A 13345-nucleotide genomic window follows, 5' to 3' on the forward strand; every position below is an offset into this window, starting at 1 on the left:
CAGTGTCCGCGCGGTGATTTTCAATCTCGAAGGCGAACAGATAGCCGCCGGACAGGCCGAGTGGATCCATCTGGCGGTGCCGGATGTGCCCGGCTCGATGGAATTTGATCTGCAAAAAAACTGGCAGCTGGCCTGCCAGTGTATCCGTCAGGCATTGCAGGAAGCACATCTCCCCGCCTCCGCCATCCGCGCGGTTGCCGCCTGTTCGATGCGCGAAGGCATTGTGCTGTATGACAAATCCGGGGCCCCGATCTGGGCCTGCGCCAACGTGGATGCGCGCGCCAGCCGCGAAGTCTCCGAACTGAAAGAAATCCACGATTTTGAATTTGAACGCGAAGTCTATGAATGTTCCGGCCAGACGCTGGCACTCAGCGCCATGCCGCGTTTGCTGTGGCTGGCTCATCATCGCCCGGATATCTACCGTCAGGCCGCCACCATCACGATGATCAGCGACTGGCTGGCGTATATGCTCAGCGGCGAACTGGCGGTTGACCCGTCAAACGCCGGCACCACCGGGATGTTAGATCTCACCACCCGTAACTGGCGGCCTGAGCTGCTGGACATGGCCGGTCTGCGTGCCGATATGCTGTCGCCGGTGGCTGAAACCGGCACCCGCCTCGGCTTCGTCACCGCCAGCGCCGCCGATGCCTGCGGGCTGAAAGCGGGTACGCCGGTCGGCATGGGCGGCGGCGATGCGCAGCTCGGCACGCTCGGCCTCGGGCTGGTGCGCCCCGGCCAGACCGCCGTACTCGGCGGCACGTTCTGGCAGCAAATCGTCAATTTACCCCAGCCGGTGACCGACCCTGAGATGAATATCCGCGTGAATCCGCACGTCATCCCCGGCATGGCGCAGGCGGAATCCATCAGCTTTTTCACCGGCCTGACCATGCGCTGGTTCCGTGATGCGTTCTGCACCGAAGAGAAAACCCTGGCGCAGCGCCTGGGCGTGGACACTTACAGCCTGCTGGAAGACATGGCCGCTCGCGTGCCGGTCGGTTCGTGGGGCGTGACGCCGGTGTTCTCTGATGCGATGCATTTCAAAAACTGGTATCACGCCGCGCCGTCGTTCATCAATCTCTCCATCGACCCTGAAAAATGCAACAAACCGACGTTGTTCCGCGCACTGGAAGAAAACGCCGCTATCGTCTCGGCCTGTAATCTTGACATGATCGCCGCTTTTTCAGGCGTGCGCGCCAAATCACTGGTGTTTTCCGGTGGCGGTTCGAAGGGGAAATTGTGGTGTCAGATTTTAAGTGACGTTACCGGCGTGCCGGTGAATGTGCCGGTGGTAAAAGAAGCTACGGCGCTGGGCTGCGCGATTGCGGCAGGTGTGGCTGCCGGGGTGTATGCCTCTCTCGCGGATACCGGCGAAGCCCTGGTGCGCTGGGAGCGGGAATATCAGCCGGATGTGGCGAATCATGCAAAATATCTGGTGCAGAAAGCCAACTGGCAGGAAGTGTATGCCGATCAACTGGGGCTGGTTGACCGGCATTTGACGACGTCGATGTGGAAAGCGCCGGGGTTATAAACCGGGGTGATAAAGGGGGAACTGAACGCCCCCCTTTGTTTCTGCTTATTTAATTCGCGCCACCGTCTCCAGCTTAACGCTCTGTTTTGCTGCTCTTCCTTTCATTTTTTTCGACCACATGGCCGTCAGGATCGGGACCAGAATCGAGGTCACAATCACCGAGGTGGCGACAAGCGCCGTGGCAGCCGGGGCGACGGCTTTGAATTCCGGCACCATTTCAGCAATCAGCACGGGCGTTGCCACTGCCGCACCGGCGGAGCTGGAGGCGGCGATACCGGCGGTCCCGTCACCTCCTCCGATAAATTTATCTGCCAGCATCAGCGGGATACCGGTCACGACAATCACCGAAAGACCCAGCAGAATACCCAGCAGACCTGTCTGTGCAATCACGGTCAGATTGATGGTGCAACCGAGTGCAAAACCAAAGAACGGGATCAGCGTTTTAATCGCTTTGCCGAAGAATTCACGCAGTTCAGGATCCAGATTCCCCAGGCCAAAACCAATCAGGAAGGGCAGAACGGCACCGACAAAGACGTGCGGTTCAAAAGAGGCGATACCCGCCGTGCCGAGAATGATCATGGTCATCAGCGGGCCAGATTCCAGCGACATCAGCACAAAGGCGCTCGCCTCTTCTTTCGTGCCGTATTGCTCCATCACCGAGGCGTACAAGCCGCCGTTGGTCATGTCCATCGACGCCACCAGCGCCAGCACCGACAGCCCGGCGAAGAAGCCAAACTCGACGCCGTTTTCCGGCATAAAGCGCGAGGCTATTGCCGCCACAATCCAGGCAACGGCGATTTTGGTGATAACCAGCGTGCCGGATTTACGCAGTACGGTACCGGTCGCGCTGATTTTGATGGAGGCACCCATGCAGAAGAACCAGACCGCCAGAATAGGCACCGTGCCGGTCATCAGCCCGTTGGTGAAGGAACCGAAATATTTCCCCGAGTCAGGGGCAAAGGTGTGACACAGCGCGCCGATGAACAGAGGCACCAACATCATGCCGCCGGGGATTCTTTCTATCGCTCTTTTAATGTGCATATTTTCCACCTGATATAAAAGTATTGGATGACGTTATGCCGCTACGTTATCCATTCATCAGGCTTATAAAATTGACCGCAATCATAAAATGAAACGATGTTTCTATTTTTTAGATCAGCAGTTTCATTAATGGCGTTCGTCAATAATTAATTTCGGCGCGAAATCACATTTCCAGCTTTTTTGTACGAAAATTCTTAACCTATGGAAACAAAAAAACCCGCAACAGTGACCTGTGCGGGCGGGGGTGAAACGAAGGGAAAATCAGCCGAGGGACGTGGTGCCGAAGGCCTGCCGCCAGTCTGCGTCAAACTTTTCTATGGCCGCTTCGACCGCAGGCGTGTTGAGCAGCTGTTCAGCCACGTCCACCGGCAGAGTGATCGACTGGCAGCCTGCCAGCAAACAATCCATCGCCTGACGCGGCGTTCTGAAACTCGCCGCCAGCACTTTGGACTGCGGTGCATGGAGGGTGAGAAGCGTCTGTAACTCTTTGACCATCGCGATGCCGTCACCGCCCTGCGCGTCTACCCGGTTCACATAAGGCGCAACATATTCCGCACCGGCCAGCGCCGATAACAATCCCTGACCCGCACCGTAAACCGCCGTGCCGAGCGTCGGAATGTTCATCCCTTTCAGCTTTTTAATCGCCGCCAGGCCTTCCCGCGTGACCGGTATTTTCACCACTAAACCCGATACCCGCTGTGAAAGTAACAGAGCTTCAGCGACCATTTGCTCGGCATCTGACGCCATCACCTGCGCAAATAATTTCCCGGTGCCGCCCAGCGCATCACGCAGTGCGGGCAGTACGTCCCACAGCGATTTCCCCTCTTTCGCCACAATACTCGGATTGGTGGTCACTCCCTGTAACGGCAGAATGCGTGAAAGACGTTTTACCGCAATGACATCGGCAGTATCGAGATACAGCTCCATAACCCTCTCCTTGAAACCTGTGAGCGAATGCAAAGTTCTGAGAGTGTACGCCTGCAAGCGCAATGAAACTTAACCATTTAAACTTTCTCTGAAACTCATAAAGAGTATGCGCGTCTGCTGACCATCGCACCGGCTTCTCAGTAGGTAAAACACGCTGTGCAGTTCTCCTTTGCAGGTGAGTTGTCACAGTGGGACATTCCCCGCCACCAGTCAGCCAAAGCGCAACAAGAGATGTTCACCAAACTGTCCCGCTGGTTGGAAGAATTCAAAGCAGAGTTTGCCGCTGAGGTTGCCACTGTTGAAGAGATCACCGCTTCAGCTTCTACGTTGGGCACTGTTACAGAGATACGTCACTCAGGCCGTCTTGTGAGGAACGTGCTGCACAGTAACCATTCATACATTGTCACAGTAACCGGTGACCAGTTCCCTACCCTTCAAGCTGCCCTGTTTTTACTGATTAAACCTTTCCGTGAACTGTGCTACGAGAAAGCAGACCGTGCAAAAGTTATCACTCTGGACAATGGCGATCAGTACCTTGTCCCAGATGCGTCAGCTTTCGAGGAAGATGATTCTGTGACCATCGAAACGGATCGCTTAAGGAACGTCACCCTTTCTGATAACGATAACGCCACAGAATCCGATGCAGATTTGCAGTAAATCAAATCAACGTAATTTCATAGCGGTATGATTTCAGAAATTTATTAGAGGTTGGATGAAAAATGTTCAATACAAATGATTTGGTTGAGATGGGTCAGAAATTGGTCAAGAAATCTGGTGCAGCAGTTTCAGCGGTCGCTACACCAGTTATTGCTGTATCGGGTGCGGGAAGCGTGGCGGGACTGTCAGCCTCTGGTATCACATCGGGTCTGGCTGCTCTGGGTCTTGGTCTGGGTATGGTAGGTGGGATCGGTGCAGTGGTCATCATTGGTGGCCTAACTTACTACGCTGTGGACAGCATGATCGAAAAACTGTCTGACCATGAATCGTAAACTTTGGGTGCTGATCATCGTCCTGTTTGTGGTGGCTCTGGTCACCGCATTCAAGAAAGGGACTGATTACGGCTATGAGCGATCAGACGCCTACTACCTGAAACAGCTTAGCGGTGGGTTGAGTCTTCAGTGTCACTCAAAGATTGCAGATGCACAATTTGAAGGTGTGGTGTTCGTGGACTTCAGCAAACACTCCGTGCAGTACGCAATGACCGAATTACCGTATGACAGATTTTCAGTCTTCACGTCAGAGAAAGCTGTCAGCTACACCCTGTCAGACATCGCCGGTAATGGGTATGTGTCCCTCGTGGTGAGTGGTTCATGGGCACGTTTGATTATCAACAAGAATGACCACATTATGAACTATCTCGAATGTGAGGTGATCAAGTGAGCTGCAGATTGAAGAAACAGCGCCAGCAAGAAATTCTTGATGCAATGGATCCGGTGACACGTGACAGGGAGATTGCAAGACGTGCGGCACAGGCTGCTGCCATGAAGAAGGCAAAGCCACCTGTAAAGCCAAAGATGACACTTGCCCAGGCGTGGCGAGTGATGTGTCGAGACACCTGCTTTTTCTGGAACTATCGGGAAACTCTGGGGGAGCGTAACGCGAAGGGTAAATTGCGGTATCACTATCACATGGTGAAGATTGCCAAATCGGCTGATCCTGCTATTCAAGAACTTCAGCGGTTATGGAATCATGCGGTGAGTCTCTCAGTCGCACCTCATCCACTCATAGAGTCTGCACTTGAGCATGAACATCAGCAGCACGTTGCGCAGGAGGTGAAGAAGGCTGCTGAAGTATAAGCACCTGAACACAGTACAGCACCAGAAGCCCCCCCTTTACATTGTCGTGAATGGCGTCGTTCAGATGTTGAAATGACAGATGCAAAAAACACTACAGGGTGTGATTGGCCAGCAGCAACTGGCCAATGCGCTGGCATCGGACTATGAGGGGCTGGACGGTGAGCGTCTGCGTCAGCGTCTGATTAACGGCGCGGAAAAATACGGCAACGATCATGATGACGTGGACCAGCTGCTGGTGCGCGCCTATCAGTGTTACATCGATGAACTGGCAAATTATCACAACACCCGTTTTGGCCGTGGCCCGACTGGCGGCACCTACTACGCGGGGACCTCGTCGATTTCTGCCAACGTGCCCTTTGGTGCGGCCACTCCCGCAACACCAGACGGAAGAAAGGCGTACACTCCGCTGGCAGAAGGCGCGAGCCCGGCATCGGGCACCGACCATCTCGGGCCGACGGCGGTGTTTAATTCGCTGGGTAAATTGCCGACCGCAGCAATACTGGGCGGGGTGTTGCTGAACCAGAAACTGAATCCGGCCTCGCTGGACAATGAAGGCGACCGCCAGACGTTAATGCTGATGCTGCGCACCTTCTTTGAGGAACATCGTGGCTGGCACGTGCAGTACAACATTGTCTCCCGCGAGACGCTGCTCAGGGCACGCGAAGAGCCGCAAAACTACCGCGATCTGGTGGTGCGCGTTGCCGGTTATTCCGCGTTCTTTACGGCTTTATCGCCTGAGGCGCAGGATGATATTATTGCGCGCACTGAACATACGCTTTGATGTTCACCTCTGAATTTACCTTTATCGGGGCGGCTGTGGCCGCCCGTATTTCGGACGATTATGAACGACAGACAACAAGTTATTCTGCAATGGGTAAACGATAAACAGCGGATCAGCGTCAGTGAGTTGTCGGAGATTTGTCAGGTGTCGGAAGTGACCATCCGTCATGATCTGACCCAGCTGGAGCAGCGTGATTATCTGCGTCGTGCGCACGGCTTTGCCGTCGCCATTCAGACCGACGACGTGGATACCCGCATGATGTCGAATTTCGCCCAGAAACAAAAACTGGCCAGGTTCGCGGCATCGTTAATCCGCGACGGTGAAACGGTTTTTTTTGAAAGCGGCAGCAGCATTGCCCTGCTGGCACAGTACCTTTCCGACAAGAAGAATCTGACGGTGATCACCGTCAGCAGCTATGTGGCGTCACTGCTGAAAAGTATGCCGTGCGAGGTGGTGTTACTCGGCGGAATGTATCAGAAAACCAGCCAAACGGTGGTCGGCCCGCTGACCAAAATGTGTCTGCAACAGACCAATTTCAGCAAGGCATTTGTCGGCATTGACGGGTTTACTGAGGCCACCGGATTTACCGGCAGAGATATGTTGCGGGCGGATATTGTCAATGCGGTGATAGCGAAAGGCGCTGAAAACATTGTGCTGACGGACTCGTCGAAGTTCGGCCAGATTAACCTCAATCCGCTCGGGCCGGTCAATGCCTTCAGCCGGGTGATCACAGATGACAAACTGCCGGAAGACTTTCAGCAACAACTTGCGCTTTCAGGGGTAAAAGTCAGCCTGGTCGGCTGACTTCATCCTGTCTCACTGACCGTAATAGGCATTCTTGCCGTGTTTGCGTAAATAATGTTTATCCAGTAACTGCGGCTGCATGTCTGGCAGCTGCGGCGTCAGCTGGCGGGAAAAGATGCCCATGTAGGCGATTTCTTCCAGCACGACCGCATTGTGCACCGCGTTATCTGCATCTTTCCCCCAGGTGAACGGCCCGTGAGAATGCACCAGCACGGCCGGGATATCCGCCGGTGACAGGTTGCGTTCGGCGAACGTTTTCACGATCACCTCTCCGGTTTCCCATTCGTAACGCCCGGCAATTTCTGCTTCGGTCATCAGGCGCGTGCAGGGAATATTGCCGTAAAAATAATCCGCGTGCGTGGTGCCCCATGCCGGAATATCAATGCCTGCCTGCGCCCAGATGGTGGCATGGCGCGAATGGGTATGCACGATGCCGCCCGCCTGCGGGAAATTCAGGTATAACACCCGGTGGGTATCGGTATCGGATGAGGGCTTTTTATTGCCTTCAACCACTTTGCCGGATTCCAGCTCCACCACCACCATGTCATCCACACCCATGTTTTCGTATTCCACGCCGGACGGCTTGATGACCATCAGCCCCTGCTGGCGATCTACCGCGCTGACATTTCCCCAGGTGAAGGTCACCAGATGATGGCGAGGCAGTGCCAGGTTGGCCTCCAGTACCTGCTCTTTCAGTTGTTTCAGCATGTTGGTTCCCTCGTCTGTCGATGACCTATTGTCTCGGCGGCAGGAGGTGGCAGGTATGGGGGAAATCGCTAAAGAGTGCGTACAGTTCTGCTGCAAACACAAAAGTGCCCGCAGGGACAGATTTGGATGAAATCTCACCGCCCTTTAGTCTTTTGTGCTCCGCTCACGCAGTGCACTGGTGAATTAAGATTATTCACCTAGTGAATGAATGGTAATTTCACTATTTTAATTCAACGGATGCAAAAGTGCGTCCGGATGATACGAATTATGAATAAAGGTTCGGAACAGCCAGAGAATTTGTAAGTAGCGTGAAGGAATACAAGGTGAATTTCGGTGAGAACGCTGCAACTTACCTATACTTATAAATGATGCTGAACGTTAATCCTTTGAGGAAGATAACTATGATGCTCGTAAATAAACGCGTTGCCAGTATTGCACTGGTTCTGACTCTTGCGATGTCTGTTACCGCCTGCGGTAACTGGTCTAAACGTGACCGTAACACGGCAATTGGTGCCGGTGCCGGTGCACTGGGTGGTGCGGTTCTGACTGATGGCAGTACGTTAGGTACATTAGGTGGCGCAGCAGTCGGTGGTATTGTGGGTCATCAGGTTAGCAAATAAAAACAGAGTCAAAAAACAGAAAGAGGCTGCGCTGTTGACCGGCGCAGCATCTCATCACCTTCAGGGTTAATCAGCCGCCCGCCAGTTTGACTTTCATTCCCTTCGCTTCGAGCAATTGTTTGAGCAGATCGCGTTTATCGCCCTGGATCTCAATCACACCGTCTTTCACTGAACCACCACAGCCGCACTTCTTCTTTAATTCCGCCGCCAGTTTGTCCAGCGCTGCGTCATCGAGATCAACGCCGGTGATCAGGCACACGCCCTTCCCTTTACGGCCACTGGTCTGACGCTGAATGCGCACAATGCCATCGCCTTTCGGGCGAACGACTGCCGCTTTCGGTTCATCAATCCTGCCGCTGTCTGTTGAATAGACCAGGCGACTGTTGTTGTCGTTGTTCATATCAGCCTCTGCTTAACGCAATGAATCACGGATTTCACGCAGGGTCTGCGCCGGATCGGCGGATTGGGTGATCGGACGACCAATCACCATATAATCCACTCCGGCCGCCATTGCTTCCTGCGGCGTCATCACCCGGCGCTGATCGTCAGCTTTGCTGCCGGCAGGACGGATCCCCGGCGTGACCAGCTGGAATGCACTGCCCAGCGCGCTTTTAAAGCGCGTGGCTTCCTGCGCGGAACAGACCACGCCATCCAGGCCGCAGTCACGGGTCAGGCGAGCCAGACGCTCTGCGTAATCCGCCGGAGAAAGGGTAATGCCTAAATCGGCGAGATCGCTGCCTTCCATGCTGGTCAGAACCGTCACGGCAATCAGCAGTGGCGCGTCTTTACCAAAGGGGGCCAGCGCTTCTTTTGCCGCCGTCATCATGCGCGCGCCACCGCTGGCGTGCACATTGACCATCCATACGCCGAGATCGGCAGCCGCGGCCACCGCGTGGGCCGTGGTGTTAGGAATATCGTGGAATTTCAGATCCAGAAATACGTCGAATCCGCGCGACTGCAAATCTTTGACCATCTGCGGCCCGAAGTGAGTGAACATCTCTTTGCCGATTTTCAGACGGCAATCACGGGGATCGATTTTATCTGCAAAGGCGAGCGCCGCAGATTTATCGGCATAATCGAGGGCGACAACAATAGGTGAGGAATTTAAGTCGTTGTTGTTAATCTTATTTTCTGACTTCATGTCTTCAGCCTCTTGTGAGTTATCAAATCTGGAAGGGAAAGCTTAATTTCTGCCGCCCGCATTTTACATGGCAAGACGCTGAATTTACAGCTATGCCTAATGTGACACTTTTATTAAATTTTTGTTAATCACTAGACGATGTCACAAGGCTGGCTTAGCTTGTTACTTTTACACGAAGGAAAGGCAGAAAAATGAGTGAGATAACGACCCTGACCGTAAAAATTCCGGTGGAATTAAAAGAGCTGATCAAGAACGCAGCTGCAGACGCAGAACATTCACTCAGTGCAGAAGTCGCCGCACGTCTGGAGGCAAGTTTTAATCCGGAAGCGCATAAAGGCAAGAAAGCCGCGAAAGCGACAGAACATGACATTGATAATCAGCATCTGGCGGAAGAGTCTGAGCCGGCGCTGACGGCCAAAGAAATCAAGAAATTACGTACGCTGATCAGCGCCCGTAAAGCGAGCAGCAAGAAGAAGTAAATTCAGGTCTGACCGACATAAAAACGGGCAATAAGGTTATTGCCCGTTTAAAACCATTATGTTGCGTTTATATCGCTACTGCCCGTCCAGCCCGCGAATAGGTTTTATGGTTGCCCAGCCACGACACGACGGGCAATGCCAGTACAACGAATGCGCGGTAAAGCCGCATTTATGGCAACGGTAACGCGGCTTGGTGCGGATCTGTTCGCCGACCATATCCCGCAGTAATCCCAGACTTTCTTTCGCTCGCCCCTCTTCCGCATCCGCCAGATGGTAATCCATCAGATGGTGGAACACGCGCATGGTCGGGTGGCGCTGAAGCTGGCGGTTGATGTAGTTCTGCGCCACTTCACGCCCTTCTTCCTGATGAATGATTTCCGCCAACATCAGTTCAGCCGTGGCACCGGTATTCTCATCCACACAGCGTTTGAGAAACTCCGCCCAGGCCAGCGTATCCTGTAAATTCTGATAGCACTCCTGCAGCATCGGCAGCGCTTCGCTGACCACTTCTTTGTCCTGCTCAAGCACCCGCTGTAACGCATCGGCGGCTTTGCGGTAATCGCCCTGCGCCATCAGAATCCGACCCTGCATGATCGACACGCGGGCGCAAAGTTTGTCGGCCTGCGCAGCTTTCTTCAGCAGGCCGGTGGCTTTATCAAAATCGTCCGACACCATTGCCTGCAAGGCCAGTTCGCACCAGAAATGCGCGATCTCTTTGCGACGGTTTTCTTTACCCAGTTTCACCAGACGTTCGGCCACATCGATGGCGTTCTGCCAGTCGCTGGTGGCCTGATGAATGATCAGGAGCTGCTCGAGCGCGAAAAGCTGGAAATCCTGCTCTTTCACCAGCTGGTTGAACATGTCCTCAGCGCGATCGTAAAAACCGGCGGTCATGTAGTCACGACCCAGTTGTTGCACGGCCAGCAGACGTTGTTCGAACGTCAGCGAGGCGCTTTCCATCAGGGACTGGTGGATACGGATCGCGCGATCGACTTCGCCACGGGAGCGGAACAGGTTACCCAGAGTCAGGTGCGCTTCGACCGTACTGCTGTCCTCTTTCAACATTTCGAGGAACAGATCGACCGCTTTATCCTGCTGATTGGAAAGCAGGAAGTTAACCCCGGCAACGTATTCACGCGACAGGCGGTTAGCATTTTCCTGTTTGTCCTGCTGAGAACTTCTGCGCCCCATGTACCAGCCATAGGCGGCCGCAACGGGCAACAACAGAAACAGCAGCTCTAACATAAAGGATTATTCCTTGCTGACATCATAAGATGCTGCAGGCGGCGTCACGACAGCCACGGGTTCGATTTGCAGTTCCAGACGTTTGATTTTGCGCTGAGCACGGCCAAGTGAAAGGCGTACACGAAGGTAAAACAATCCGCAGATGACCCATCCCAGAATGAAACCGGTCGCAAACAGCACGGCGAGCAGCGTCGATACGCGATAGTCACCCTGCGCCAGCAAATAGTTGAAGGTCACAGTTTGATCGTTATGCGCGCCTAACGTGATGGAAATCACCACGATGACCAGTAAAAATAAAAAAATCAGCAGATATTTCACATTCATTCCTGTAATGCCGGGTGTACCGGATGAATTATGCCAAAAACTCTCGTCCCGACCTAATAAGTTAGCATTTCTGCACAAAGCTGGGAAACATTGCAGAGGGTTAAAAGAGTAACTGTCTGAAGATCGCACGACTTTTGCGATCGGCGACGTGAACCGGTGAAAACAACATATCAGTGATATGGGGACGATCTGCGTGAAATCAAAGGGGAACGGTAAAAGCCCCCCTCTTTTCAGAAATGCTGTGCGCGTGAAAACCTCCTCAGTCGCGCTCTGCGATGTCCTGATCTTCTGCCGGTGGCGGCGTCAGCGGACCGATGTAACGGTCGGTCAGCCAGCAGGCCAGCGTCACCAGCAGCCAACTGATCCCTACCGAGGCAATCAAATCGCGCGGCCAGTGCATGCCCAGCATCAGCCGGCTGCCCATCACCACCACCGACCACACCATCAGCGCGGTCACCGTCTTGTAGTGTTTACGGCGCCACAATAGCCCGATACCCAGTAACGCCCAGGTGGCAGCAAACATGGTATGGCCGGACGGGAACGCGTAACCGGTATCTTTCTGCCAGCTTCTGTTCAGCCAGTGCGGGATCTGGACGTTATCGCCGAGCAGTTCTTTCACCTGCTGGCTGCGCGCCTTGCGTTTCAGGCCGTAAAATTCTTCAACGTTCATCTGATGATTAGTGCCCAGCCAGGCCACGTAAGGGCGTGGCTCACGCACTTCCTTTTTGATGTACGTCTTGGTGGACTGGCCGATCAGCAGCGCCACAGAAATCATCAGCACCAGCCCGATTGCCGCTTTGAGACGAAAACGCAGGCACCATAAGAACCAGCCGCACAGAATAACCGTGGTCAACACGCCCCAGGGCTGGCTGACGGTTTCGGTCACCCAGTAGAGCGGGAGTAAAATCGCCGGATTGCCACCGGGGGTCCATAGCCAGCCACTGACCCACACCGCCGCTGGCATGATAAGCAGAAGAAGTGCCCCGAGGGCGGTGCGTTTGGCGATATCAAACATAGTCGTCCTTTCTGTTTTCGTAAAATGCGTAAAAGAGTAGAAGTGTAGCAATGTTGTAATTCTTGCACATTCCTTAAATCCGGGTTGTTGAGGTTACTGTTATAGTTCATAAGTTATGAACTATTTGTTCAAATATTCCCGTCAATGCGCAGGTCAAACTGTGGCAAAATGGTGCCCTGTTGTGAAGGAAAGGCACCGATTCCCTATCCTGACACCGCATCCGCACGTAGGATGCGCATCAATAAGTAAAATACTCACTGTAAATGAAGACAATTTGTGTTTTTTTTGGAGCGTAAAATGCAGCTGAAACGGGTGGCAGAAGCCAATCTGCCGACACCTTGGGGTGATTTCCTGATGGTGGGTTTTGAAGAATTGGCCACCGGGCATGACCACCTGGCGTTAGTTTTTGGTGACATCAGTGGTGAAACGCCCGTTCTGGCACGCGTTCACTCTGAATGCCTGACGGGCGATGCCCTCTTCAGCCTGCGCTGCGACTGCGGTTTTCAGCTCGAAGCAGCGTTAAACGACATCGCCGAAGAAGGTCGCGGCATTCTGATGTATCACCGTCAGGAAGGCCGTAACATCGGTTTGCTGAACAAAATCCGCGCTTACGCCCTGCAGGACAAAGGCTACGACACCGTCGAAGCCAACCACCAGCTCGGTTTTGCCGCCGATGAACGTGACTTCACGCTGTGCGCCGACATGTTCAAATTGCTGGGTGTTGATTCGGTCCGCCTGCTGACCAACAATCCGAAAAAAGTCGAAATTCTGACAGAAGCCGGGATCAACATCGTCGAACGCGTTCCGCTGGTCGTCGGGCGTAACCCGGAAAACGAGCGTTATTTATCGACCAAAGCAGCCAAAATGGGCCATCTGCTCGATAACGATCTGCGCCACAAGTAATTCTGACCGGCAAATATTAAGGGCACCTTATGA

The 13345-nt window shown here is 53.7% G+C and carries 17 protein-coding genes and 1 pseudogene; 10 read left to right on the forward strand and 8 right to left on the reverse strand.

Annotated features, from left to right (window positions below):
- The coding region (gene lsrK / locus ED901_RS07540) for an autoinducer-2 kinase (protein ID WP_122095497.1) at window positions 1-1528 on the forward strand (1528 nt) is incomplete at its 5' end.
- 45 nt (window positions 1529-1573) lie between these two features.
- Here the strand turns inward: lsrK and kdgT are convergent.
- Window positions 1574-2569, reverse strand: a complete 996-nt coding sequence (kdgT, locus tag ED901_RS07545; protein ID WP_122095498.1) for a 2-keto-3-deoxygluconate transporter — start codon at window positions 2567-2569, stop codon at window positions 1574-1576.
- A gap of 261 nt (window positions 2570-2830) precedes the next feature.
- A complete protein-coding gene (fsa, locus tag ED901_RS07550; RefSeq protein ID WP_056780627.1) occupies window positions 2831-3496 on the reverse strand; it encodes a fructose-6-phosphate aldolase in 666 nt (221 codons plus the stop codon).
- 156 nt (window positions 3497-3652) lie between these two features.
- Between fsa and ED901_RS07555 the strand changes: the two genes are divergently transcribed.
- The 6 genes and pseudogenes from ED901_RS07555 (at window position 3653) to ED901_RS07580 (ending at window position 6877) form a co-directional block, all read left to right on the forward strand.
- On the forward strand, window positions 3653-4153 hold the full coding sequence (locus tag ED901_RS07555; protein WP_162997826.1) for a hypothetical protein: 501 nt from the start codon (window positions 3653-3655) through the stop codon (window positions 4151-4153).
- Window positions 4154-4215: 62 nt separating this feature from the next.
- A complete protein-coding gene (locus ED901_RS07560; protein ID WP_122095500.1) occupies window positions 4216-4485 on the forward strand; it encodes a hypothetical protein in 270 nt (89 codons plus the stop codon).
- Window positions 4475-4876 (forward strand): hypothetical protein, encoded by a 402-nt coding sequence (locus ED901_RS07565; protein WP_122095501.1) that lies wholly within the window; start codon window positions 4475-4477, stop codon window positions 4874-4876. The genes ED901_RS07560 and ED901_RS07565 overlap by 11 nt, the downstream gene beginning before the upstream one ends.
- Entirely contained in the window at window positions 4873-5292 is a 420-nt protein-coding gene (locus ED901_RS07570) for a hypothetical protein (RefSeq protein WP_122095502.1), read from the forward strand. Before ED901_RS07565 ends, ED901_RS07570 begins: the two co-directional genes overlap by 4 nt.
- Window positions 5293-5386: 94 nt before the next feature.
- Window positions 5387-6073 (forward strand): annotated as a pseudogene (locus ED901_RS07575) (glycine radical domain-containing protein); the annotation flags it as partial.
- Between the two features lie 60 nt (window positions 6074-6133).
- A complete protein-coding gene (locus ED901_RS07580) occupies window positions 6134-6877 on the forward strand; it encodes a DNA-binding transcriptional regulator YciT (RefSeq protein ID WP_122095503.1) in 744 nt (247 codons plus the stop codon).
- Between the two features lie 12 nt (window positions 6878-6889).
- Here ED901_RS07580 and araD read toward each other — a convergent pair whose 3' ends face one another.
- A complete protein-coding gene (gene araD / locus ED901_RS07585; protein WP_122095504.1) occupies window positions 6890-7585 on the reverse strand; it encodes an L-ribulose-5-phosphate 4-epimerase in 696 nt (231 codons plus the stop codon).
- Between the two features lie 401 nt (window positions 7586-7986).
- Here araD and osmB point away from each other — a divergent pair, with 401 nt between their 5' ends.
- Window positions 7987-8205 (forward strand): osmotically-inducible lipoprotein OsmB, encoded by a 219-nt coding sequence (osmB, locus tag ED901_RS07590; protein WP_056780657.1) that lies wholly within the window; start codon window positions 7987-7989, stop codon window positions 8203-8205.
- Window positions 8206-8275: 70 nt separating this feature from the next.
- Here osmB and yciH read toward each other — a convergent pair whose 3' ends face one another.
- Together yciH and pyrF are read right to left on the reverse strand one after the other, a co-directional pair.
- Window positions 8276-8605, reverse strand: a complete 330-nt coding sequence (gene yciH / locus ED901_RS07595; RefSeq protein ID WP_056780660.1) for a stress response translation initiation inhibitor YciH — start codon at window positions 8603-8605, stop codon at window positions 8276-8278.
- Window positions 8606-8617: 12 nt separating this feature from the next.
- Window positions 8618-9346: an orotidine-5'-phosphate decarboxylase gene (gene pyrF / locus ED901_RS07600; protein ID WP_056780663.1), complete on the reverse strand. Its 729-nt coding sequence runs from the start codon at window positions 9344-9346 to the stop codon at window positions 8618-8620.
- A gap of 191 nt (window positions 9347-9537) precedes the next feature.
- Between pyrF and ED901_RS07605 the strand changes: the two genes are divergently transcribed.
- Window positions 9538-9825, forward strand: coding sequence for a hypothetical protein (locus tag ED901_RS07605; RefSeq protein WP_056780668.1), 288 nt, complete (start codon window positions 9538-9540; stop codon window positions 9823-9825).
- A 75-nt stretch (window positions 9826-9900) separates the two neighbouring features.
- Here the strand turns inward: ED901_RS07605 and lapB are convergent, their stop codons facing one another.
- From lapB to pgpB, 3 genes are all read right to left on the reverse strand, one after another.
- On the reverse strand, window positions 9901-11070 hold the full coding sequence (lapB, locus tag ED901_RS07610; protein WP_056780671.1) for a lipopolysaccharide assembly protein LapB: 1170 nt from the start codon (window positions 11068-11070) through the stop codon (window positions 9901-9903).
- A 6-nt stretch (window positions 11071-11076) separates the two neighbouring features.
- Complete coding sequence (locus ED901_RS07615; RefSeq protein ID WP_056781019.1) at window positions 11077-11388, reverse strand: LapA family protein; 312 nt, start codon at window positions 11386-11388, stop codon at window positions 11077-11079.
- A gap of 265 nt (window positions 11389-11653) precedes the next feature.
- The gene (gene pgpB / locus ED901_RS07620; RefSeq protein ID WP_122095505.1) at window positions 11654-12409 is read right to left on the reverse strand and encodes a phosphatidylglycerophosphatase B; all 756 of its coding nucleotides are present in this window, start codon (window positions 12407-12409) and stop codon (window positions 11654-11656) included.
- Between the two features lie 297 nt (window positions 12410-12706).
- On the opposite strand from pgpB, the gene ribA reads away from it, so the two are divergent.
- The gene (gene ribA / locus ED901_RS07625; RefSeq protein WP_056780679.1) at window positions 12707-13312 is read left to right on the forward strand and encodes a GTP cyclohydrolase II; all 606 of its coding nucleotides are present in this window, start codon (window positions 12707-12709) and stop codon (window positions 13310-13312) included.
- The last annotated feature ends 33 nt before the right edge of the window (window positions 13313-13345 follow it).

Origin of the sequence: Rahnella sp. Larv3_ips (assembly GCF_003697865.1) — a bacterium.
GTDB classification, from domain to species: Bacteria; Pseudomonadota; Gammaproteobacteria; order Enterobacterales; family Enterobacteriaceae; genus Rahnella; species Rahnella rivi.

Excerpts from the sequence above, each read along its gene's own strand:
- kdgT (WP_122095498.1), bottom strand. The coding sequence starts at position 2,569 with ATGCACATTAAAAGAGCGATAGAAAGAATCCCCGGCGGCATGATGTTG.
- fsa (WP_056780627.1), bottom strand. The coding sequence starts at position 3,496 with ATGGAGCTGTATCTCGATACTGCCGATGTCATTGCGGTAAAACGTCTT.
- ED901_RS07560 (WP_122095500.1), top strand. The coding sequence starts at position 4,216 with ATGTTCAATACAAATGATTTGGTTGAGATGGGTCAGAAATTGGTCAAG.
- ED901_RS07565 (WP_122095501.1), top strand. The coding sequence starts at position 4,475 with ATGAATCGTAAACTTTGGGTGCTGATCATCGTCCTGTTTGTGGTGGCT.
- ED901_RS07580 (WP_122095503.1), top strand. The coding sequence starts at position 6,134 with ATGAACGACAGACAACAAGTTATTCTGCAATGGGTAAACGATAAACAG.
- araD (WP_122095504.1), bottom strand. The coding sequence starts at position 7,585 with ATGCTGAAACAACTGAAAGAGCAGGTACTGGAGGCCAACCTGGCACTG.
- osmB (WP_056780657.1), top strand. The coding sequence starts at position 7,987 with ATGATGCTCGTAAATAAACGCGTTGCCAGTATTGCACTGGTTCTGACT.
- yciH (WP_056780660.1), bottom strand. The coding sequence starts at position 8,605 with ATGAACAACGACAACAACAGTCGCCTGGTCTATTCAACAGACAGCGGC.
- pyrF (WP_056780663.1), bottom strand. The coding sequence starts at position 9,346 with ATGAAGTCAGAAAATAAGATTAACAACAACGACTTAAATTCCTCACCT.
- ED901_RS07605 (WP_056780668.1), top strand. The coding sequence starts at position 9,538 with ATGAGTGAGATAACGACCCTGACCGTAAAAATTCCGGTGGAATTAAAA.
- lapB (WP_056780671.1), bottom strand. The coding sequence starts at position 11,070 with ATGTTAGAGCTGCTGTTTCTGTTGTTGCCCGTTGCGGCCGCCTATGGC.
- pgpB (WP_122095505.1), bottom strand. The coding sequence starts at position 12,409 with ATGTTTGATATCGCCAAACGCACCGCCCTCGGGGCACTTCTTCTGCTT.
- ribA (WP_056780679.1), top strand. The coding sequence starts at position 12,707 with ATGCAGCTGAAACGGGTGGCAGAAGCCAATCTGCCGACACCTTGGGGT.